We start from the raw sequence: 22,619 nt of genomic DNA on the forward strand, positions 1-22,619 counted from the left end.
TTACATAATAAACTAGATAAGGTTTGAGAGGAGAATGTTCATGTTAGGTACGAAACAAGTCTTTTCTACTGAATGGGGCGGTCGTCCGCTATCTGTAGAAGTCGGGCAACTTGCGAAACAAGCAAACGGCTCGGCACTCGTCCGTTATGGGGACACGGTCGTGCTCGCCACGGTCACAGCATCGAAAGCGCCGAAGGATTTAGATTTCTTCCCGCTCACGGTCAACTATGAAGAAAAATTATACTCGGTCGGTAAAATCCCAGGAGGTTTCCTCCGTCGGGAAGGACGTCCTGGAGAGAACGCGATTTTGACATCACGTCTCATCGACCGTCCGATCCGTCCGCTTTTCCCTGACGGATTCCGTCACGATATTCAAGTCATGATCTACGTCATGTCGAACGATCCAGACTGCTCGGCTGAAATGGCCGGTATGCTTGGAACGTCGATCGCACTCTCGATTTCGGACATCCCGTTCGACGGGCCGATCGCCGGAGCGACAGTCGGACGTGTCAACGGTGAGTTCGTCGTCAACCCGACGACAGCTCAACTCGAACAGACGGACCTTGAGCTCCAAGTCGCCGGAACAGCAACTGCGATCAACATGGTTGAAGCAGGCGCGAACGAAGTACCGGAAGACGTCATGCTCGAGTCAATCTTGTTCGGTCACGAAGAGATCAAGAAATTGGTCGCGTTCCAAACAGAAATCGTCGAAGCTGTCGGGAAACCGAAGTTCGAATATACGGTATCGAAGTTTGATGACGCTTTGTCGGCTGAGCTCGAAGCAGCACGTCCAGAAATCAACGCCGCGGTTCAAGTCGAAGAGAAGCATGCACGTGACGCAGCAATCAACGAAGTGATTGCCAAATACGTAGCTGCATACGAAGAATCACTCGCTGACGAACCGGCTAAGTTGAAAGAAGTATCTGGCATCTTGAACAAGTTCGTCAAAGACGAAGTCCGCCGTTTGATCACGGTCGACAAAGTTCGTCCGGACGGTCGTCGCCCGGAAGTCATCCGCCCGCTCGCATCAGAAACGGGCTTGTTGCCACGCGCCCACGGCGTTGGGTTATTCACACGTGGACAAACACAAGTCATGTCGGTCGCGACACTCGGCGTCATCGGAGATGCTCAAATCATCGACGGCATCGGGTTAGAAGAGAACAAGCGCTTCATGCACCACTATAACTTCCCGCCGTTCTCGGTCGGAGAAGCTCGTCCGGTGCGTGCGCCAGGTCGTCGTGAAATCGGTCACGGTGCCCTAGGAGAACGTGCACTTCTTCCAATCATCCCGAAAGAAGCCGACTTCCCTTACACGATTCGTCTCGTCTCGGAAGTACTCGAGTCGAACGGTTCGAGTTCACAGGCGTCAATCTGTGGTTCGACACTCGCCCTCATGGACGCAGGTGTGCCGATCAAGGCACCAGTTGCCGGGATCGCAATGGGTCTCATCATGGAAGGCGAACACTATACGGTCCTCACTGACATCCAAGGTCTCGAAGATCATCTCGGAGACATGGACTTCAAAGTAGCAGGAACGAAAGACGGGATCACGGCGCTCCAAATGGATATCAAAATTGCCGGGATCACGCGTGAGATCTTGGAAGAGGCACTCGAACAAGCACGTTCAGGCCGTCTCCATATCTTGAACCATATGCTTGAGACGCTCGACGCACCGCGTCCACAGTTGTCGAAGTATGCACCGAAAATCGTGACGATGACGATCAATCCGGACAAGATCCGTGACGTGATCGGACCGGGCGGGAAGATGATCAACAGCATCATCGACCAAACGGGTGTCAAAATCGATATCGAGCAAGACGGTACAGTCTTCATCGCGTCGACCGATCAAGAAGGTATCGACATGGCGATGGCGCTCATCGGTGACATCGTCCGCGAAGTCGTCGTCGGCGAAGAGTTCGACGCGACGGTTCGTCGTATTGAGAAATTCGGCGCTTTCGTTGAGTTGTTCAAAGGCAAGGACGCGCTCGTCCACGTCTCTGAGTTCAGTCTTGATCGCGTCGCGAACGTCGAAGACGTCGTTAAACTCGGTGATACAATTAAAGTCCGCGTAACGGAAATCGATGACAAAGGCCGAGTCAATGCCTCGCACAAAGTGCTCATCCTTGAAGGATTGTCACCGGAAGAACGCGAAGCATACGAAGCGAAACGTAAAGCGCAGCGCGAGAGCCGTCCACCACGTGACAGCCGTCCGCCGCGTCGTGACGGAGACCGTCGTCCGCCACGCCCGACAAACTAATCATGATGGCCATCGTCTGGTGCGATGGCCTTTTTCATAGGAGTGATAACATGGAATGGATCACATTAGACAACGGCGTCCGCATCGTGATTGAACCGATGGCGGATGTCCGCAGCACGTCGACCGGTGTCTTTATCAAAGCCGGCACTCGGACCGAAGACATGACCGAGATCGGCATCAGCCACTTGATTGAACATATGCTATTCAAAGGAACAAAGACGAGAACGGCAAAAGAGATCGCGTCGTTCTTTGATGAACTTGGCGGAAGCGTGAACGCGTTCACGTCAAAAGATCATACGTGCTATTACGTGAAGACGCTTGACGAGCACGCGGTCATCGCCTTCGACGCGCTCGCCGACATGCTATTCGATTCGTTGTTTGATGAGACGGAGCTCGAGAAAGAAAAGCGGGTCGTCTTAGAAGAAATTAAAATGTATGAGGACACCCCGGAAGATCTCGTCCACGAGCTGCTCGCGAAAGCCGTCTATAAAGATGATATTCTCGCCGAACCGATTCTCGGGACGGAAGCGAGCGTCCTCGGACTATCTCGGGAGCAATTGCTCCGCTACGTCGCTTCGACGTATACAGGCAACCGTGTCGTCGTCTCAATCGCCGGCCACGTGCCGCAAGAGTTGGTCGAGGCGGTCACGAGAAGGTTTGCCGACCTTCCATCAGGGGAATCACCGAAAGAATCGACGACGCCGATCTTGTATAGCGACGTGGTGAAGAAACAGAAAGAGACGGAGCAAGCGCACCTGTGCTGGAACTTCGAGGCGATTGCCGCCAAAGACGATCGATTGCCGCATTTGGCCTTGTTGAACAATGCGATCGGGGCGACGATGTCGTCACGGCTGTTCCAGTCGATTCGAGAAGAGGAAGGCCTCGCCTACTCGATCTACTCGTACTATACGACGTTCGACGACCACGGGACGTTCACCATTTATATCGGAACGTCACCAGAAACGCTCGCGCAAGTCGAGACGATCATGACGCGTGAGCTCGAAACGTTAAAAGCGGATGGGCTGTCCGATGAGGAAGTCGAGAAAGGGAAACGACAACTGAAAGGGTCGCTCGTCCTTGGGAACGAGAGCACGAGCGCACGGATGAACCGCAACGGACGCAACCTCGTCCTGCTCGATGAAGTCGAGGATTTGAACGAAGTGCTCGACAAAGTTGATCGCATTGAAACGCGTGACGTCAACACCCTCATCAATGAGGTGCTCGGCCACGCCCCTGCCAAATCATATGTCCTTCCGTCCGAAGACTGACTTGAAACCGAATTGTAAGTTCTCTACACTGATTAAGAGGTATTCTTTACTTTGGACAGGAACAGGTGAAAGAAGGGAAAGACTTGAACTTAACGGATTTAGCTAACCACATACAATTGATTAATCAACCAAACCTACAAGGCATCACGGTGACCCATGTGACGACCGACTCGCGTGAAGTCGTCCCAGGGACGCTGTTCGTCGCCATTAAAGGCTATACGGTCGACGGTCACGACTACGCTGATTTAGCAGTCACTAAAGGCGCAGTCGCCGTCGTCAGTGAACGGCCACTCTCTTTGAGTGTGCCGAACTTGATCGTGCGTGACAGCACACGTACGGTCGGTCTATTGGCGTCCGCGTTCTATCAATATCCGTCTGAGCAGATGCGTCTGTTCGGGATCACGGGAACGAACGGCAAGACGACGACGACGACCATTTTACGTGATGTCCTCACCGAGCTCGGACATAGCACCGGCTTGATCGGCACGGTCGAGGTACGCATTAACGATACGGTCGTCCCGAGCAAAAACACGACACCGCAAAGCTCTGAGCTGCAACAGTTGCTCGCCCGGATGCACGAAGAAGGCGTCACCGATGTGATGATGGAAGTGTCATCGCACGGACTCGAACTCGGTCGCGTCATCGGTACGGACTTCGATATCGTCGGCTTCACGAACTTGACGCATGACCATCTCGATTTCCATGGTACGTTCGAAAACTATGCGCGGGCGAAAGGCTTATTGTTCGCTCAACTCGGACAGATGGCGTCGCGTCACAAAGTTGCCGTGTTGAACGCGGATGATCCGTACAGCAAGCTGTACGAGACGATGACGGGCGCCCGAGTGATCACGTATGCAATCGACGAGATGGCCGATGTGACGGCATCAGATATCGTTCAGACGCTGTCAGAGACGAGTTTTAGCCTCAACTACCAAGGGGAGAGTCATCCGTTGACCGTTCAATTCATCGGCCGGTTCAACGTGTACAACATCTTGCTCGCGACCGGGTGTTTGATCGCTGCCGGCTATCGTTTGCCTGAGATCGTTCAGGCACTCGAGTCGATTCATCCTGCCAAAGGGCGGATGCAACGTCTCGACGTACCAGGGTATAACGTCTATGCGGACTATGCGCATACACCGGATGGCATCGAGCAATGCTTGAAATCACTCGTCGGTGTCCCGAAAGAGAAGATCGTATTCTTGATCGGTACAGGCGGGAACCGTGACGTTACGAAGCGGCCGACGATGGGAGAGATGGCCTCGAAATATGCGGGGACGGTCGTCATCACGACGGATGACCCGCGTTTTGAAGCGTACGACTCGATCACGAGCGGAATCGCCGCCGGGATGACCCACGATAATTTCGTCGAGATTGGGGACCGGGAAGAGGCTGTCCGTTATGCGGCTCGGTTGGCCGAACCGGACAATATCGTCGTCTTGGCCGGAAAAGGGCATGAGAAATATCAAATCATCGGTAATGAGAAAATTCCGCTAGATGAAGAAGCAATCGTCCGAGCGACAATTTTGAAGACGGAGGAAATATGATTTATGGCAGTACAACCGATCACCTTGACAGAGAAAGAGCATGACGATTTCGTCAAAACACACGACCGTGGGGACTTGCTTCAGCTTTCGAGTTGGGCCGACGTCAAACGACAAAACGGCTGGTTCGCCGAGCGGGTCGCCGTCGCGAACGATGGGGTGACGAGCGGGGTGGCGTTACTCTTATTCAAACGTGTACCGAAGCTCCCATTCACACTCTGCTATGCGCCACGCGGCTTCGTCGTCGACTATGACGACGTGGCTTCTTTACGGGCATTGACCGAGGAGGCGAAGCGGGTCGCCAAGGCGAACAAAGCGATCGTCGTGAAAATCGATCCGAATATCGATCGAGATGAAGTGCCAGGTCTATTGACCGAGATGGCGAGTCTCGGCTTCGCCCATAAAGGATACGGCGGTGGGTTTGATTACGCCCAACCGCGGTTCACGATGGAGACGGATTTACGCCCGAGCGAGAAAGACATCTTCGGCAAATTCCATCATAAATTCCGCTATAACGTTCGCTTGGCCGAACGGAAAGGGATCGTCTGCACGGAAGTCGGGCGCGACGGGCTTAAGACGTTCGCCGACTTGATGAAAGTGACGGGCGAGCGTGACGGTTTTGCTATTCGTGGACTTGACTATTTCGAGAACCTATACGATTGTCTGCAACCTGATGACGCCCGTTTGTTTTTGACGAAACTTGAACCGAAACTCGCACTCGACCAACAGATGGCCACACTCGAAAAAGCGGAGCGTGACCTTGGGAAAATCGAACGGTCACTCGAGACGGAAACGGTCGAGAAGAAACGGACGAGCTTGTTGAACCGTCAAAAGCAGACACGTGAGCAAATCGAGAAGATTCAAGCCGCGTTACCTGAACTGACGGAGTTACACGAGAAATACCCGAACGGTCTCGTCTTGTCGGGCGGTCTGTTGACGCTTGCCGGACGACGCTCGTATTATCTGTACGGGGCATCCTCCAACGAGTTTCGTGAGTTCATGCCGAACCACCTCATGCAATGGACGATGATGCAAGCAGCCAAGGCGAGCGGGGCCGAACGCTACGATTTCGGTGGCGTATCGGGTAGCACGGAGCCTGATGACGAGTATGCAGGGCTTTATGCGTTCAAGTCGGGCTGGGGAAGCGATTTGATCGAGAAAGTCGGCGAGTTCGACCTCGTCTTGAATCGTCCGCTCTATTTCGCCCTCGAGACGGGATTACCGCTCGTCAAAGGACTCCGTAAACGGTTGCGCCGATGAAATGGACCGGCGTTTTGACGTTCGCGATGACGGCGTTTTTAGTCGGAATCTTTTTAGCGTACACGTTGTCACGTCCGGGCCCGATGCCATGGGTCGATGAACCGACATTTGAAGCGGGAATGTGTGAACGCAACCCGGGCTCGGAAGATGTCGTCGTCGAGCGAAGTGAAAAGGCGTTCGCGAAGCTTCATCCGCACGTCCGCGAGCGGAGCGAGTCGTTCGTGCGCCTGGCCTACTCTTGCCTCGGCCTCGAGGTCCGTCTGACGTCGGGGTATCGGTCGGCCGATGAGCAGAACGCGCTCTATGCCCAAGGGCGCTCGAAACCGGGACAAGTCGTGACGAACGCCAAGGCGGGACAAAGTTACCATAACTATGGGCTCGCCGTCGATTTCGTCATCATCCACAATAACCGTGCCGATTACAATCTCGAGTCGGACCACAACCGATCGGACGAACCCGATTGGCAAGAGTTAGGAGAACTCGGCAAAGCACTCGGCTTCGAATGGGGCGGGGATTGGAGAAGTTTTCCGGATTACCCGCATTTACAAATGGACTTCGGCTTGTCGATTCGCCAACTCGCTTCCGGGAAACGTCCGGACGACAAAGCGACGATGCCACTCGCCGATGTGATGAAACCTCTCGTCAATTGAACGGAAATGTTGGCATATCAGCAGTTTTCCGATACAATATTCAGTAGCGATAAGTGGACGAAACAGAATATGCAACATCTAGGAGGTTTTTGTTAGTGTCAAAGAAGAAGACAGAGAACGTTAGCGTCTTTGCGCTTGGAGGCGTAGGCGAAATCGGGAAGAACATGTACGTCGTGGAACTAGACGACGACATCTTCGTCATCGATGCCGGCCTTATGTTTCCAGGCGATGAGATGCTCGGGATTGATATTGTCATCCCAGACATTACGTATTTAAAAGAAAATAAAGATCGGGTACGCGCGATTTTCATCACCCATGGTCACGAAGACCATATCGGTGGGCTCAGCTACGTACTCCGTGATTTGAAGCACGTTCCCGTGTATGGGACGAAATTGACGCTCGGTTTAATCGAGCTCAAATTGAAAGAGGCGGGCTTGTTAAAAGAAGTCGACCTCCGATTGATTGACGCCAAAACGAAATTGACTATCGCTGATCATTTCATCACTTTCTTCCGCGTCAACCACTCAATCCCGGATTGTGTCGGTGTCTGCATTCAAACGTCACAAGGCGCCATCGTACACACGGGCGACTTTAAGTTTGATTACACGCCAGTCGATGGGAAACAGTCGGACTTTAACAAGTTGGCAGCCATCGGCCAACGCGGCGTCCTCTGCTTATTGTCAGATTCGACGAATGCGGAACGCCCTGGCCAAACTGGTTCGGAGTCGCTCGTCGGCGCCGAGTTGAACGATGTCATCTATCAAGCTGAGGGCCGCGTCATCGTCGCCTCTTTCGCTTCGAACGTGCACCGTCTTCAACAAGTGTTCGCGGCAGCCGAGGCGAACGACCGCAAAGTCGCCGTCGTCGGTCGCAGCATGGTCAATATCGTCGAAGTGGCGCAGAAGCTCAACTACCTTCGCTTCAAGCCGAAGACGCTCGTCGAGCTGTCGCAAGTGAATCGCTTGCCTGACAACAAAGTCGTCATCTTGACGACCGGTTCGCAAGGCGAGCCGATGGCGGCCTTGACGCGCATGGCGCGCAACGCCCATAAGCAAGTGAACATCCGCTTGAACGACACGGTCGTCATCGCGGCGACACCGATTCCTGGGAACGAGAAGTCCGTCTCGAAGACGATCGACCTTTTGTTCCGCTCAGGAGCGAACGTCATCTATAACCAACGGAAAGTACACGTCTCGGGACACGGTTCGGCCGAAGAGCTCAAGCTCATGTTGAACCTCGTCAAACCGAAGTACTTCCTTCCGATTCACGGAGAATACCGGATGCAGATGGCCCACTCGAAACTCGCCGAGCAAGTCGGTGTGAAATCGAACAACATCTTTATCGTCGAAAAAGGGGATGTCGTCGAGTTCACGGGACGCAAAGCTCGGATGAGCCGTAAAGTACCGGCCGGCAACGTCTTGATCGATGGAATTGGCGTTGGGGACGTCGGGAATATCGTCCTCCGTGACCGTCGTCTCTTGTCACAAGACGGTGTCGTCCTCTGTGTCGTCACGTTGAACCGGAAACAGAAGAAATTGATTTCAGGACCTGAACTCATCTCGCGCGGATTCGTCTATATGCGTGAATCCGAAGAGATGATCTCAGAAGCGAACCGCATCGTCACGAAACAGATCGAGAAGAGTCTCCAGGCTGGAAGTGATTGGACCGAGTTGAAATCAAATATCCGCGAGCGGCTCAGCGTCTACTTGTTCGAACAGACGAAACGTCGTCCGATGATCTTGCCGATCATCATGGAGATTTAAGGAATTGAGATTGAGGCAAAAGTCATCAGACTTTTGCCTCGTTTTTTTAGGAGGAATCTAAGGTGGCACAAAAATCGAGAAAAACTCCGGCGAAGCGGAAGCGACCGACGACAAGGCGTGCGAAAAAACAGCCAATCCCACTACGTACATATGGCTGGGTCATGTTCGTCATGTCGATCACGGCGTTCATCTTCTCCTTGTTCGACTTCGGTTGGGTCGGGAATCAGACGTCACTCCTCGCGACGACGTTATTCGGAGGCTGGGGGGCACTCACGTATTTGGCAATCGCATTCACGTTGCTCGTCTTTTTAAACGAATTTCGTCCGATGCAACGGACGGGCATCCTGTTCCTATTCGTCTCGTTTCTCATGTTCGGAGATTTGGTATGGGGAGCGGAACGAGGGACGATCAACGGGGCGCTGTATCAGCTCAATCAATACTTGCTCTCCGACTTTGGGATCATCTTTTTAGGCGTGCTATGCATGATCATCGGGATCTCGCTCTTATCGCCGACGATTTGGCGGACGATCGGGTCGCGCCTGCTCGAGACCGGTACGGCCATCAAACAAGAGTGGCGCGACCGGGAGCGGGTCAAACCGGCTCCGGTGTCCAATCGGAAGAAGGCGGTTTCGGCACCGGCAAAGGTTGAATCGAAGCCGGTCGAAGCCGAGCCTGAAGCAGACGCGGTGACGATGCATGACATCCCGATTGTCGGGTTCAGCGAGAAAGTCGTCGCCGAGAAACGTCCGAAAACGGAAGAGGTGGCCCCGACGGAGGAAGTGACGGAGCTACCGACCGAAGACATGATGATGACGGCGTCACAAGACGTGTCGGACACGTATGAATTGCCGACGTTCACCATCCTCAGCGAACCGGTCGTGACCGACCTGTCCGGCGAGAACGCCCGTCTGAAAGCAAATGCGACAAAACTCGTCCAGACGCTCAAATCGTTCGGCGTCGGTGTGAAGGTGTTAAAGATTCATCTTGGTCCGACCGTGACGAAATATGAACTGCAACCGGATATCGGGGTCAAAGTGAGCCGGATCACCTCGCTCAGCGATGACCTTGCCCTTGCGCTTGCCGCCAAAGACATCCGGATCGAGGCGCCGATCCCAGGAAAGGCCGCCATCGGGATTGAAGTGCCGAACCAGGAAGTGGCCCCGGTCTGTCTCCGTGAAGTGCTCGAGGCCGATCCGGTCAAGCGGGAGCAGTCGCCGCTCCTCGTCGCCCTTGGGCGCAGCATCAGTGGCGAGACGGTGACGATCGCCTTGAACAAGATGCCGCACTTGCTCGTCGCTGGTTCGACCGGTTCCGGGAAATCGGTCTGTATCAACGGCATGATCGTGTCGCTCTTGATGCGGACTCGTCCTGATGAAGTCCGGCTCATGATGATCGATCCGAAAATGGTCGAGTTGAACGTCTATAACGGCGTCCCGCACTTGCTGACGCCGGTCGTGACGGATCCGAAGAAAGCCGCCCAAGCACTCAAACAAGTTGTCGCCGAGATGGAACGACGCTATGAGTTGTTCAGCCGTTATGGTGTGCGGAATATCGAAGGCTATAACGAACTCGTCGATAAATCGGACGATGAAGACGCCAAACGTCTGCCGTTCATCGTCGTCATCGTCGATGAGCTCGCCGATTTGATGATGGTCGCCTCGAACGACGTCGAGGACGCGATCATGCGTCTTGCCCAGATGGCACGGGCGGCCGGCATTCATATGGTGCTCGCCACCCAGCGTCCGTCTGTCGACGTCATTACGGGCGTCATCAAAGCGAACATCCCGTCCCGCATCGCGTTCGCCGTCTCGTCGCAAACGGATTCACGGACGATCCTTGACGGGGGAGGTGCTGAGAAGTTGCTCGGCCGGGGTGACATGCTCATGCTCGCCAACGGGATGAACAAACCGATCCGTGTGCAAGGTGCGTTCGTGTCGGACCAAGAAGTCGAAACGGTCGTCAATCATGTCATCGCCCAGCAACGGGCCCAATACGTCGAGGCGATGATGCCGAAAGAAGAAGAGGTCACGACCATTGATTCGGACGATTCATTGTTCGAAGAAGTCGTTCAATTCATCTTGACGCAAGAGACGGCGTCCACTTCGATGATTCAACGAAGATTCCGCATCGGTTATAACCGGGCAGCCCGCTTGATTGATTCACTCGAACAAGCCGGATATGTCGGGCCGTCAGAAGGCTCGAAGCCGCGGAAAGTGCTCATTAACCAACCAGAGGGTTAAAAAATAAAACGAACGATTAGGTATAACGAATCCTAATCGTTCGTTTTTTATCTGATTTCAGATAATCCGGTTCAAACGTGACGATCGGGGTCGACGTCATGTTGGGACGAACTAATATAGCACATCTGACCTATTTGATTCATTAGGACATACTACTAAAAATGTTGAACCGCTTTCATTTTTTAATACCGTTTTCATTTTACGATTTCTTTTCAAAGCCTGCCAGAACAGGTAATATAGACTATGAAGTGTACATAATCCCTTCACTTTAAAATATTTCCCTGATTCCGAACAAAAAGTATTGCGTTCTATTTCTCGAATCCCTATACTTAATATTGGCAAGGACATTCATACGTCAGATGTCTGAGCACTGGTAAGAAATAGGTAAAGGTGGTGAGGCCCATGTCGATCAAGCTCGATCATCGCTTGCTCTATCTTCGCGTGATTGAGAAAATCAAGCAAGATATCGACGATGGTGTCTATCGTGAAGGAGAGAAACTTCCTTCAGAATTCGAGTTATCGAAGCAACTAGGAGTCAGTCGAGCGACACTCCGGGAAGCACTTCGTATTCTCGAAGACGAGAAATTTGTCGTGCGGAAACATGGCGTCGGGACATTCATCAGTTCAAAACCCCCGTTTACTTCAGGGATTGAAGAGCTGTTCAGCGTCACGGACATGATCATGCGCGCCAAAATGACACCAGGAACGAAAGTGTTGGTGGCCGAAAAGGTTCTAGCGACCGAGAGAGAAGCCGAGCGTTTAAAAATCGAACCGAACTCACCGATTTATCGGATCGTCCGGATTCGATATGCGGATGAGACACCAGTCGTCTACTGTGTCGATAAAATCCCAGCCCATCTCGTCTCGAATCCGAAGGCGTTGACGGAAGGAAAGTCATTGTTTGATGCGCTCGAAAAAGAGGTAGGACGTCGGGTCGCATATGCGATCACGCACATCGAACCGAGTGTGAACGCTGAAATTTCGACGCAACTTCAAACGGACCAACCGTTACTGGCATTGAAACAATTGCATTACGATGAGAGCGACTTACCGCTGCTCGATTCGGCAAACTTTTTCCGAGCGGACCGCTTCGACTTCCACGTCGTCCGCAAACGCGTTTAAGCACGTTCGTTTTATCCGGAAACGGTTATTTTTGGGGAACAGCGTGAAAGCGCTTTCTTATACCGGTGTAAAGACTACTGATGACATGACAACCTTAATTGTTATGATCCGAAAGGGGAAACACGACGATGAACAAGAAAAAAACAATTCTCTCAGCTTTAGCAGCAGGTCTCACACTCTCGACAGTACTCGCAGCATGTGGCGGGGATGACAATGAAGGTGCTTCAAACGGCGAAGGCGGCGGCGAAGGCAGTGACTTCAAAGTAGCAATGGTAACCGATACTGGCGGTGTCGATGATAAGTCGTTCAACCAATCAGCTTGGGAAGGTCTCACGAAGTTCGGGGAAGACAACAACTTGACTGAGAACGAAGGATTCAAATATCTTCAATCATCGAAGCAAGCCGACTACCAGCCAAACTTGCAACAATTGGCACGCGATAACTTCAACTTGATTTACGGAATCGGCTTCTTGATGGGCGAAGACATCCAAAAAGTTGCTGAGCAGTTCCCAGACAACAACTTCGCGATCGTCGACATGGTCGTTGATGCACCGAACGTCGCATCAATCACGTTCAAAGAGCAAGAAGGTTCGTTCCTCGTCGGTGTTGTCGCTGGTCTTACTACGAAAACTGACAAAGTTGGATTCGTCGGCGGCGTTGAGTCTGACTTGATCAAGAAGTTCGAGAACGGTTATAAAGCTGGCGTCATGGCCGTTAACCCGGATGCGACAATCGACGTGAAGTACGCTGAAGACTTCAACTCAGCTGAAAAAGGTACAGCAATCGCTTCAGGTATGTACGGAGCAGGTTCTGATATCGTGTACCACGCAGCAGGCGGTACTGGGGTTGGCGTATTCACAGAAGCGAAAAACCGTAAGAAGAACGGCGAAGATGTATGGGTCATCGGTGTTGACCGTGACCAATACGAAGAAGGTCTTCCAGAAAACGTAACGCTTACTTCAATGGTCAAACGTGTTGACACGGCTACTTACGAAGTATCGAAACTTGCGATGGAAGATAAGTTCCCAGCAGGCGAAATCGTTGAGTTCTCTTTGAAAGACGATGGTGTAGGGATTGCTGAAACATCTGATGAGAACGTTTCAGCTGACGTCCTCGCAAAAGTTGAAGAGTACCGCACACAGTTGATCGACGGAGACATCACGGCTCCAGCAACTGACGCTGAGTTCGAAGAGTTCATGAAAACAGTAAAATAATTCATTGAGTTAGGGGGGACCCATGCGGTCTCCCTTTACTTAAAGTTAGGGGTGGACTTTCTTGGAATATGTAATTGAAATGCTCAATATTCGCAAAGAGTTCGGAACGTTCGTTGCCAACGACAATATCACCCTCCAATTGCGCAAGGGAGAGATTCATGCGTTGCTCGGCGAGAACGGGGCCGGAAAATCGACGCTCATGAACGTCCTGTTCGGTCTTTATCAGCCGGAAGGCGGGGAGATCCGCGTGCGCGGGGAGAAAGTGAACATTGAGAATCCGAACATCGCCAACGACCTTGGAATCGGTATGGTACACCAACACTTCATGCTCGTTGAGAAGTTCACGGTGACCGAGAACATCATCCTCGGCTCAGAGCCGAAGAGTGGACTGACGGTCGACCGGGCGACGGCGCGTAAAAAAGTCATGGACATCTCGGAACAGTATGGTCTTCGGATCGATCCGGATGCGAAAATCGAGGATATCTCGGTCGGGATGCAACAACGGGTCGAAATTTTGAAGACGCTCTATCGCGGGGCCGAAATCTTGATTTTCGATGAGCCAACCGCTGTACTGACGCCGCAAGAGATTCAAGAACTCATTCAAATCATGAAGCGTCTGATTGAAGAAGGTAAATCGATCGTTTTGATCACGCATAAGCTGAAAGAGATCATGCAAGTCGCCGATCGCTGTACGGTCATCCGTCGTGGACGTTATATCGGTACGATTGATATCGATGAGACGGTCAACGAAGATCGTTTGGCAGAAATGATGGTCGGGCGTGAAGTTAACTTTGATGCGGAATATTCCAAGGCAGATCCACAGCAAGTCGTCCTCGACGTCCAAAAACTTGTCGTCAAAGACAGTCGCGGGCTCAAAGCCGTCGACGGCTTGGATTTACAGATTCGTTCAGGGGAAATCCTCGGGATTGCCGGGATTGACGGGAACGGACAAACCGAATTGATTGAAGCCATCTCGGGCTTGAAGAAACCCGAGTCTGGAAAAGTGATGTTGAACGGGAAAGACGTGACCGGGTTCACGCCGCGCAAAGTGACGGAGTCTGGTGTCGGCCACATCCCGCAAGACCGGCATAAACATGGCCTCGTCCTCGATTATACGATTCGCGACAACATGGTGCTCCAAACGTATTATAAAGAGCCGTTCTCGAAGCGCGGTTTGATGAACTATAAAGCCGTGGCTGAGAAAGCGAAAGCGTTGATTGAGAAGTTTGACGTCCGAACTCCATCGGTCGATGTACCTGCCCGTGCCTTGTCTGGTGGTAACCAACAGAAAGCCATCATCGCCCGTGAAGTCGACCGGTCACCTGACTTGTTGATCGCGGCGCAACCGACGCGCGGTCTTGACGTCGGGGCCATCGAATTCATTCATGAACAGCTCATCAAAGAGCGTGAAAAAGGACGCGCCGTCTTGTTGATCTCGTTCGAGCTCGAAGAGATTTTACACGTCGCGGACCGAATCGCCGTTTTGTATGAAGGGAAGATTGTCGGAATCCGTGATCCGAAAGAGACGACGGAGCAAGAACTCGGCTTCTTGATGGCCGGCGGTAAGAGAGGAGAAGAAACAGTATGAATAAACTAGGATTTAATCGACTGCTCATCCCGCTCTTGTCGATCTTGATGGGACTTCTCGTCGGGGCGATCGTCATGCTCATCGGTGGCTATGACCCGATTCGAGGGTTCTCGTCACTGTTTGAAGGCATGGTCGGCAGCCCGTACGCAATTGGTGAGACGCTTCGCGCCGCAGCGCCGCTCATCTTCTCAGGTTTGGCGGTCGCGTTCGCGTTCCGGACCGGCCTCTTCAACATCGGGGTCGAAGGCCAAGTGTTGATTGGCTGGGTGGCAGCGGTGTATGTCGGGATCAACTTTGATTTGCCGATGTTCATCCACTTGCCGCTCGCGCTTCTCGCGGCCATGTTCGCAGCAGCGCTCTGGGCGTTCGTACCTGGTTTCTTGAAAGCCAAGTTCCACGTCCACGAAGTTATCACATCGATCATGATGAACTATATCGCGCTCTACACGACGAACGCGATTTTGCGCAGTGTCATCGGGGTAACGAACGAACGCACCGAATCCATTAAAGATTCGGCGTCGCTCGCGTCACCGATGCTTCAAGAATTGACGACGTTCTCGCGCTTGCATTGGGGTGTCCTCATCGCCGTGCTCGCAGCGATCGTCTATTACTACATCTTGCAACGGACGACGCTCGGTTATGAGCTTCGTGCCGTCGGTTTCAACAAACACGCATCGCAGTACGCAGGAATGAGCGTCAACCGGAACATCATTCTCTCATTCGTCATCTCGGGTATGTTCGCAGGACTCGCAGGGGCGATGGAAGGTCTCGGTACGTTCAACGGCATGACGCTCAGCGCCTCGTTCACCGGAGTCGGTTTTGACGGGATCGCCGTCGCGCTCCTCGGTGCGAACACGGCCGTCGGTGTCGTCTTGGCAGCTATCTTGTTCGCTGGACTCAATATCGGCGGACTCGCGATGCAGCTCGGTGCGAACATCCCATCTGAGCTCGTCAAAGTCATCATCGCCGCGATTGTCATCTTCGTGGCTTCAGGTTACGCCTTTAACTACGTGATTGACAAATTCAAAGGAAATCGTAAGAAAGGAGTGGAGAAAAAATGAGCTTCTTAGAAGTCCTCTACATCGTCGTGCCGGTTGCCTTAGCCTATGCGACTCCACTCATCATCGCGGCGCTCGGCGGCATCTTCAGTGAACGTTCGGGTGTCGTCAACATCGCCTTAGAAGGCATCATGGTCATCGGTGCTGCGACAGGAATTATCACGACGCTCACGTTGACAGATATGGGGCTGGGCGGTCTCAGTCCATGGATCTCACTTTTGGTCGCTATGGTCGTCGGTGCGCTCTTCTCGCTCTTCTTGGCGGTGCCGGCCATCCTTTGGCGGGCTGACCAGACGGTACTCGGGGTCGCGATCAACATGCTCGCGATCGGACTCGCCATCTTCGTCGTCCGTGTGCTTTACAACAAAGGGCAGACCGACTTCATCGAGTTTCGGATTGCCAAAGAGAACGTTCCGATTCTATCGGATATCCCGGTGCTTCGCATGTTCTTCATCAACGTGCAGTACACGTCGTTCATTGCGATCATTCTCGCGTTCGTCGTCTGGTTCGTCATCTTCAAGACACCGTTCGGTCTTCGTCTCCGTTCGGTCGGGGAACACCCGATGGCGGCTGACACGATGGGGATCAACGTCACGAAAATGCGCTTCATGGGCGTCATGCTCTCAGGAGCGTTCGGCGGACTCGCTGGTGCCGTGTACGCTGTCACCGTCACGACGAACTTCAGCGGGACGACGATCGTCGGTCAAGGTTTCTTGGCCATCGCCGCCATGATTTTCGGGAAGTGGAATCCGCTCGGCGCGCTCGGTGCCGGTCTGTTCTTCGGATTCGCCCAAGCGTTGTCGATCATCGGTAGCAACTTGCCGGTCATCAGCAACGTGCCGCAAGTGTTGCTCTTGATTGCGCCGTATGCGCTCACGATCCTTGCTCTCGCAGGTGTCGTCGGACGTGCGGATGCACCGAAATCGGTCGGTATCCCATATATTAAAGGGAAACGCTAATCATCAAAAGGACAAATGTCCATTTCATCCAGGTTGTTTGACGCTTAAGTCAAACAACCTTTTTTGTTATACTGGTGTAGAGGTGAGATAATTGAAAAAATGGTGGCAACTGCTGATCGCCGTCGTGCTGAGCGTTTCGCTCGCGGGCTGCTCCGTCGATGACTGGTTCGCCGAACAAATCGACCCGCCAGAATCGCTCGTCGAACTCGAGGCCGATTTTCCGTCGGCGTCGGTCGCGCAACAAGTCGCACGGCCGCTCGGCAAGACCGAGACGGTCACGCTCGACCGCGTCATCGACGGAGATACGCTCAAAGTCGAGTTTGAGAACGGAGCGACCGAATCGATTCGTCTCTTGCTCGTCGATACGCCAGAGACGAGCCATCCGACGCTGCCGGTCCAACCGTTCGGAGAGGATGCGAAATCATTCGTCGAGCGTTGGCTGCCAGAAGGAGATACGATCACACTCGAGTATGACGTCGGGCGCTACGATCGCTATCAACGGACACTCGCCTACGTCTGGTATGACGAAGCGATGTTGAACGAGGAATTGTTGCGCCGCGGGTTGGCGCGTGTCGCCTATGTATACGCGCCGAACACGCAACACGTCGATGCGTTTCGGGAGGTCGAGCAGGCCGCGCGTCAGGAATTGCTCGGGATTTGGAGTCTTGAGGACTACGTGACCGGCAACGGCTTCGACCATGAGGCGACCGAGCCGGCCCAGCCGAAACGTGACACGGATGGATGTGACATTAAAGGGAATATCAATCGGGACGGAGAGAAGATTTATCACGTTCCGGGCGGGGCGAGCTATGAGCGAACGATCCCAGAAGAGATGTTCTGTACAGAGGAAGAGGCGCGTGAAGCGGGTTTCCGGAAAGCGACGCGATAAAAAAAGACATGTGCGCCCTTCAGGCACACATGTCTCTCTTATTCGTACTTGAGTGCGTCGCCATCGAACGATTCGTCCGCGACTTTAATTGAGTCGGTCGGGCATCCTTCGAACGCGTCCATCAAGTCCTCATACAATTCGTCCGGGACTTCGATCGTGCCCGTGTTGTCGTCCATCAAGTTGAACGCGAGGCCTTCGTCGTCATAGTCGAAGATGTCTGGGGCGGCTGCTCCGCAGGCCCCACATGCGATACATGTATCTTTATCAACAATCGTAAATTTTGCCATTTGTAACCCTCCATACGTTTCGTCTCTCTGCATAGAAATGATTTTCTACTGACTATGAGTAATTGTAGTCTACATACCCAAATATTTCAATGAGGAAACGAATAACGTTTTGGAAGCATAATTTTGACCGAGGAGGTGGAACGATGGTTCATTTAGCGGACGGGGTGTTGTTGCTTTCGATTGAGCGCTTGAAAGGGGAGCGCAGCGAGCGCAGTTTGTTTCATGTGTTGAACGGCAAACGTTCGGCGACGACACTGCAAGATGCCTTTTTTTATGACTTGGAACCAATTTTCGGATTGTTCCCCTATACGAAGTACGACTATGAGAAACTGCTCGCCTCGTTCGAGAAGCGAGGCTGGCTCAACCGTTCGAGCTTCACGTTGACCGAGGCCGGCAAGATGCTCGCTTCGCCGGAGGCGGTCAGTGAGCTGTTCGACCGTCTCGGCGGTGAGTATCGGGACTATACGACGATGACGTGGAAGCGGCTCAGTTTGTTCGTCCAGACGTTCATGTCGCTCGAGCATGAGCGGACGTTCTATCCGGTGCAGGCCGATCGGTTGGCCGAACGCTGGGTCAAACAGATCGTCCGGACCGAGCGGGAGTGGCAACCGCTGATCCACAGCTTTCACCAGGAGCTTGAAACGGCGCTTGAAGAAGTGGGGGACCCGTACGCGACCGCCGTCGTCTATCGGTTCACCGGTGCGTTCGAGACAGGATACACGTATGAACAAATCGCCTCGCTTCTCGATGTCGATGCGCGCACGGCGCGGCTCTATTTTTTGGCCGGGTGGAATGCGCTCCTGTGGAAATTGCCAAGGGATGCCAAGTTGCTTGGCTTCGCGCACGGCTTGTCGAGCGAGCGGATGACGTTGTCGGCGCGCGAGTCGTATGAGCAGTTTTCGGCTGGTCGAACGTTCCAACAAGTCCAGTCCCAGCGACGGTTGCGCACGAGTACGATTGAAGACCACGTCGTCGAGATGGCGATGTATTTAGACGAGTTCCCGCTCGACCAATTTGTTCCGCTCGAGCAAATCAAGCAAGTCGAGCAGTTGCGTGACGAGTCGAGCTGGGCGCTCAAGCCGATTTTTGAACAAATCGACGGGATCAGTTACTATCAAATCCGATTGGTGTTCGCGAGATTGAAACGAGGTGAGACATTTGTTTGAGAAGACGTTGAAGCGGGTGTTCGGCTACGACAGCTTCCGTCCCGGTCAACGGGATGTGATCGAAGCGGTCGCCGACGGCCAGGACGTGTTGGCGATCATGCCGACCGGAGCGGGCAAGTCGTTGACGTTCCAACTCCCGTCCTATCTTAAAAATGACGGGCTGACCATCATCGTGTCACCGCTCTTGTCGCTAATCGAAGATCAGATGCTCCACATCCGTGAACGCGGCGAGCGGGGAGTGGCGCGATTGACATCGATGGAGACGCTCGAGGAGAAACAAGACATCTTGAACCATTTGAAGCGTTATCGCTTCTTATACTTATCGCCCGAACAACTCGCCGTGCCGCACGTGACGCGGGCGCTCGCTCGGACGCGGATTCAAATGCTCGTCGTCGACGAGGCCCACTGTATTTCGCAGTGGGGCCATGAGTTTCGACCCGAGTATGCCCGTCTAGGCGAGTTGCGTAAACAACTCGGCAGCCCGCAGTGCATGGCCGTCACCGCGACGGCCCCGGAGACGGTGAAACGGGATATCATCGAGAAGTTGGCGTTGTTCTCGCCGGCGCAGTTCGTCCATTCGGCAAACCGGCCTGAGATTCGACTCATCGTCGAACGTCTCGAGTCCGAGGACAAGATGCGGCGGTTGAGCGAGCTCGTCCATGACGTCCCGAAACCGGCCGTCATCTATACGGCGACACGGCGTGAAGCCGAAGCACTCGCGCTTCATCTTGACGACGCCTTGTTTTATCACGGTGGCATGTCGACTGAGGACCGCCGGCTCGTGCAATCGCAATTTTTGCGAGATGAAGTCGCAATCATGGTATGTACGAGTGCGTTCGGGATGGGTGTGAATAAAGACAACGTCCGTTCGGTCATCCATTATCAAATCCCGGCCACGCTCGAGGCGTACATGCAAGAAATCGGTCGTGCCGGACGAGACGGCGAACCCGCATTTGCCGTCTTGCTCTATGCCGAAGGCGATGAACGCATTCAACAGTTTTTGATCGACCAACAATATCCGAAAGACAAAGACATCCGTCTCGCGTATTTGGAACGCGACAACGGCACGAGTCTGGCCCAACTGCCGCGTCTCTTGCGGTTGAACGAGGAAGACCCGGTCTGGGGATTGTTGAACCAGATGCTCGCCGAGCGGATGCTTGCCGAGGCGATCGATTGGGTAAAAGATAGAAAGCGGGCCCGCTATCGTCAACTCGGACAGATGATGGACTACGCCCTCATCAAGACGTGCCGGCGCGATTACTTGTTGAACTATTTCTCGGAACAACCGGTCAAACAAGCCGATTGTTGCGACGTCTGTGGGGAGATCGTATTCCCGCCGTCGGTTCAAATTGTGTCTAAAAATGTGACAGATTGGAAACATCGTTTATCTCGTATCTTCTCCTTTGATTGATATCATAGTAAAATGATAAAAAAGGTAAAGGAGGGCACACGTTGCGACATCGGAACCAAGCGGACTCACTTCGTGAACAAGTGGTGGACACGTTGCCGTCTCGCGCTGAACGACAAGAGCATGAGCGGAAAGAAAAATTGAACGACAATTGGCTGAAACGGCCGCTCGCTATGATGCTGACATTGACGATGTTTGCCATTATTCTCGTATTTTTATATATAGGTCGTCATACAATATTTTTCTGACAATACGACGGGGACGTCGTATTTTTTTATGAGCAATCTTTGTTTTGTCGAACCAATCGCACAATCTCACCAATTTCTCACAGGAATTGCACAATAAAACAGGTAAAGCGCTTCAGATGGGTCTATACTAAATAAGAAGAACTTGTAGGAAAGGAGGGGCTGCTGTGCCGAAGTACTCCATTAAGACGGTCGCGTCGCTCACCGGGGTCAACCCGACGACGATTCGAGCGTGGGAACGCCGCTATCAATTCATCGTGCCGAGCCGGACCGAATCCGGCCACCGATTGTATTCCGACCAAGACGTCGAAAAGATTAAATGGGTCGTTGAAAAACAACGGGAAGGCTTGACCGTTTCCCAAGCGATTCAACAACTTCATGAAGCCCCGAAGCCGAAGCCTGCCCGCCTCTATGACGAGGAGCTCATGGACGGGTTGCTCGAGGCGTTACTTTCATTTGACGAACGCAAGGCGCACGATTTGATCAATCGTGCCTTTAATACGTTCAGTTTTGAGAAGGTCACGAAAGATATCATTGGTCCGTTGTTGATGGAGATCGGGACGCGTTGGGAGAATGGGGACATCACGATCGCGCATGAGCATTTTGCGACCGCTTTTTTGCGGGCCCGATTGTCGACCCTCTCGCTGCAGATGCCGATGAACCCATTTTTACCGCGGATCATTTGTGTGTGTGCCCCGGGCGAGATGCACGAGATCGGTCTGTTGTTCGTGACGCTTTACTTGCGTCAATATGGATACGACGTGATTTTCCTTGGTGCGGGCTTCCCGAAAGAGGATTTAAATGAGGCGTTGCACGATATCGACGCCAAGTGCTTGATCTTCTCCTGCACGTTGACGGAACATCTCGAGGACCTGAAAGAGGCGATGCGATTTATCCAAGCGGATCATCCCGATCTCGTCATCGGGGCCGGCGGATATGCCGTCAGCCTTCACGCGACCGAGTTTGAGTCGGCCTTCCTTGGAGATACGCCCGAAGCATGGACCGAGTGGTTGTCAACTATTTGACAGGTTGCACAAACGAGAGTAGCTTATAAAGTAGGATTGATTAATCTTTGGAGGTTTTCGTTTGAGATTTGAAAAGCAAACTAAAGAACATTTAAGGGTATATTTGACGGCGAGTGACCTTTCGATTCGAGGGATTGCCATCGATACGATCGTTGGCGAGAGTGGTCAAGACTTGTGGCGGGAATTGCTCGAGACGGCGGAAGCGGAATTCGGTTTCATGCCCCAAGGCACCGTCGACTTGAACGTGACAATGTTTCCCCGTGATGGGCTCGTCATCGACGTCCAAAAAGTCGAGGCAGCCGTCCCGGATGCGGATCAAGAACAAGTCGAGATCCGTTTGACGATCGATGTGATTCATCATCTGATTTATCAGTTTGATGATATCGAGGACGTCATCAACGCCTCGGTCCGTTTGTTCCCGCACATGCAGGATACGGAGCAGGGCGGGGCGCTCTACCATTATGACGGACACTATTATTTACACTTCGTCGAAGTGCTCAAACCGGACGTCGAAGAGCGGTTGGCCGCCATCTTGTCGGAATACGGCCGCACGACGACCGTCAGCCCTTACGTCATGATGGAGTATGGCAAGACGATTCAAACTGAACAAGCCGTGAAACAGCTGTACGATACGTTCGCGTAAGTACGGCTTTTTTACTGTTCTGTTTCTATTGTTTTC

General features: G+C 53.0%; 19 protein-coding genes. 18 read left to right on the forward strand and 1 reads right to left on the reverse strand.

What is annotated here, in order from left to right:
* Window positions 1–40: 40 nt before the first annotated feature.
* From pnp to AC13H5_RS06560, 13 genes are all read left to right on the forward strand, one after another.
* Window positions 41–2,257, forward strand: coding sequence for a polyribonucleotide nucleotidyltransferase (gene pnp, locus AC13H5_RS06500; RefSeq protein WP_138859580.1), 2,217 nt, complete (start codon window positions 41–43; stop codon window positions 2,255–2,257).
* Between the two features lie 50 nt (window positions 2,258–2,307).
* On the forward strand, window positions 2,308–3,525 hold the full coding sequence (locus tag AC13H5_RS06505; protein WP_034777288.1) for a M16 family metallopeptidase: 1,218 nt from the start codon (window positions 2,308–2,310) through the stop codon (window positions 3,523–3,525).
* Window positions 3,526–3,608: 83 nt separating this feature from the next.
* Window positions 3,609–5,069: a UDP-N-acetylmuramoyl-L-alanyl-D-glutamate--2,6-diaminopimelate ligase gene (locus AC13H5_RS06510; RefSeq protein ID WP_232939398.1), complete on the forward strand. Its 1,461-nt coding sequence runs from the start codon at window positions 3,609–3,611 to the stop codon at window positions 5,067–5,069.
* 3 nt (window positions 5,070–5,072) lie between these two features.
* Complete coding sequence (locus AC13H5_RS06515; protein ID WP_034777290.1) at window positions 5,073–6,326, forward strand: lipid II:glycine glycyltransferase FemX; 1,254 nt, start codon at window positions 5,073–5,075, stop codon at window positions 6,324–6,326.
* On the forward strand, window positions 6,323–6,976 hold the full coding sequence (locus AC13H5_RS06520; protein ID WP_214707485.1) for a M15 family metallopeptidase: 654 nt from the start codon (window positions 6,323–6,325) through the stop codon (window positions 6,974–6,976). The genes AC13H5_RS06515 and AC13H5_RS06520 overlap by 4 nt, the downstream gene beginning before the upstream one ends.
* 95 nt (window positions 6,977–7,071) lie before the next feature.
* Entirely contained in the window at window positions 7,072–8,739 is a 1,668-nt protein-coding gene (locus tag AC13H5_RS06525) for a ribonuclease J (RefSeq protein ID WP_034777292.1), read from the forward strand.
* 62 nt (window positions 8,740–8,801) lie between these two features.
* Entirely contained in the window at window positions 8,802–10,979 is a 2,178-nt protein-coding gene (locus tag AC13H5_RS06530) for a DNA translocase FtsK (protein ID WP_483546483.1), read from the forward strand.
* Window positions 10,980–11,381: 402 nt separating this feature from the next.
* Window positions 11,382–12,101, forward strand: a complete 720-nt coding sequence (locus AC13H5_RS06535) for a GntR family transcriptional regulator (protein WP_034777294.1) — start codon at window positions 11,382–11,384, stop codon at window positions 12,099–12,101.
* A gap of 128 nt (window positions 12,102–12,229) precedes the next feature.
* Window positions 12,230–13,315, forward strand: a complete 1,086-nt coding sequence (locus AC13H5_RS06540) for a BMP family lipoprotein (RefSeq protein ID WP_034777296.1) — start codon at window positions 12,230–12,232, stop codon at window positions 13,313–13,315.
* A gap of 61 nt (window positions 13,316–13,376) precedes the next feature.
* Window positions 13,377–14,903 (forward strand): ABC transporter ATP-binding protein, encoded by a 1,527-nt coding sequence (locus AC13H5_RS06545; protein ID WP_034777297.1) that lies wholly within the window; start codon window positions 13,377–13,379, stop codon window positions 14,901–14,903.
* Window positions 14,900–15,964 carry an ABC transporter permease gene (locus AC13H5_RS06550; protein ID WP_034777298.1) on the forward strand — a complete coding sequence of 355 codons (1,065 nt, stop codon included), beginning with the start codon at window positions 14,900–14,902 and terminating at the stop codon, window positions 15,962–15,964. The genes AC13H5_RS06545 and AC13H5_RS06550 overlap by 4 nt, the downstream gene beginning before the upstream one ends.
* Entirely contained in the window at window positions 15,961–16,920 is a 960-nt protein-coding gene (locus AC13H5_RS06555) for an ABC transporter permease (RefSeq protein ID WP_034777299.1), read from the forward strand. The genes AC13H5_RS06550 and AC13H5_RS06555 overlap by 4 nt, the downstream gene beginning before the upstream one ends.
* A gap of 91 nt (window positions 16,921–17,011) precedes the next feature.
* Entirely contained in the window at window positions 17,012–17,809 is a 798-nt protein-coding gene (locus AC13H5_RS06560) for a thermonuclease family protein (protein WP_034777300.1), read from the forward strand.
* 38 nt (window positions 17,810–17,847) lie between these two features.
* On the opposite strand, the gene AC13H5_RS06565 is transcribed toward AC13H5_RS06560, so the two are convergent.
* Window positions 17,848–18,096 carry a ferredoxin gene (locus tag AC13H5_RS06565; protein ID WP_021067177.1) on the reverse strand — a complete coding sequence of 83 codons (249 nt, stop codon included), beginning with the start codon at window positions 18,094–18,096 and terminating at the stop codon, window positions 17,848–17,850.
* Between the two features lie 143 nt (window positions 18,097–18,239).
* Between AC13H5_RS06565 and AC13H5_RS06570 the strand changes: the two genes are divergently transcribed.
* The 5 genes from AC13H5_RS06570 to AC13H5_RS06590 all read left to right on the forward strand — a co-directional run bounded on the left by AC13H5_RS06570 (window position 18,240) and on the right by AC13H5_RS06590 (window position 22,583).
* Window positions 18,240–19,262 (forward strand): YpbB family protein, encoded by a 1,023-nt coding sequence (locus AC13H5_RS06570; RefSeq protein ID WP_483546484.1) that lies wholly within the window; start codon window positions 18,240–18,242, stop codon window positions 19,260–19,262.
* Window positions 19,246–20,673, forward strand: coding sequence for a RecQ family ATP-dependent DNA helicase (locus AC13H5_RS06575; protein WP_483546485.1), 1,428 nt, complete (start codon window positions 19,246–19,248; stop codon window positions 20,671–20,673). The genes AC13H5_RS06570 and AC13H5_RS06575 overlap by 17 nt, the downstream gene beginning before the upstream one ends.
* 41 nt (window positions 20,674–20,714) lie before the next feature.
* Window positions 20,715–20,918: a hypothetical protein gene (locus AC13H5_RS06580; protein WP_034777302.1), complete on the forward strand. Its 204-nt coding sequence runs from the start codon at window positions 20,715–20,717 to the stop codon at window positions 20,916–20,918.
* 164 nt (window positions 20,919–21,082) lie between these two features.
* Window positions 21,083–21,940: a MerR family transcriptional regulator gene (locus AC13H5_RS06585; RefSeq protein ID WP_034777304.1), complete on the forward strand. Its 858-nt coding sequence runs from the start codon at window positions 21,083–21,085 to the stop codon at window positions 21,938–21,940.
* 61 nt (window positions 21,941–22,001) lie between these two features.
* A complete protein-coding gene (locus AC13H5_RS06590; RefSeq protein WP_034777305.1) occupies window positions 22,002–22,583 on the forward strand; it encodes an adaptor protein MecA in 582 nt (193 codons plus the stop codon).
* Window positions 22,584–22,619 lie beyond the last annotated feature (36 nt).

The sequence above is a fragment of the Exiguobacterium sp. FD-YE-25-4 genome (genome assembly GCF_057004685.1).

Bases quoted from the DNA above. Each gene is read 5' to 3' on its own strand.
- AC13H5_RS06555 (WP_034777299.1), top strand. From the start codon at position 15,961: ATGAGCTTCTTAGAAGTCCTCTACATCGTCGTGCCGGTTGCCTTAGCC.
- AC13H5_RS06570 (WP_483546484.1), top strand. From the start codon at position 18,240: ATGGTTCATTTAGCGGACGGGGTGTTGTTGCTTTCGATTGAGCGCTTG.
- AC13H5_RS06540 (WP_034777296.1), top strand. From the start codon at position 12,230: ATGAACAAGAAAAAAACAATTCTCTCAGCTTTAGCAGCAGGTCTCACA.
- AC13H5_RS06515 (WP_034777290.1), top strand. From the start codon at position 5,073: ATGGCAGTACAACCGATCACCTTGACAGAGAAAGAGCATGACGATTTC.
- AC13H5_RS06565 (WP_021067177.1), bottom strand. From the start codon at position 18,096: ATGGCAAAATTTACGATTGTTGATAAAGATACATGTATCGCATGTGGG.
- pnp (WP_138859580.1), top strand. From the start codon at position 41: ATGTTAGGTACGAAACAAGTCTTTTCTACTGAATGGGGCGGTCGTCCG.
- AC13H5_RS06550 (WP_034777298.1), top strand. From the start codon at position 14,900: ATGAATAAACTAGGATTTAATCGACTGCTCATCCCGCTCTTGTCGATC.
- AC13H5_RS06535 (WP_034777294.1), top strand. From the start codon at position 11,382: ATGTCGATCAAGCTCGATCATCGCTTGCTCTATCTTCGCGTGATTGAG.
- AC13H5_RS06505 (WP_034777288.1), top strand. From the start codon at position 2,308: ATGGAATGGATCACATTAGACAACGGCGTCCGCATCGTGATTGAACCG.
- AC13H5_RS06520 (WP_214707485.1), top strand. From the start codon at position 6,323: ATGAAATGGACCGGCGTTTTGACGTTCGCGATGACGGCGTTTTTAGTC.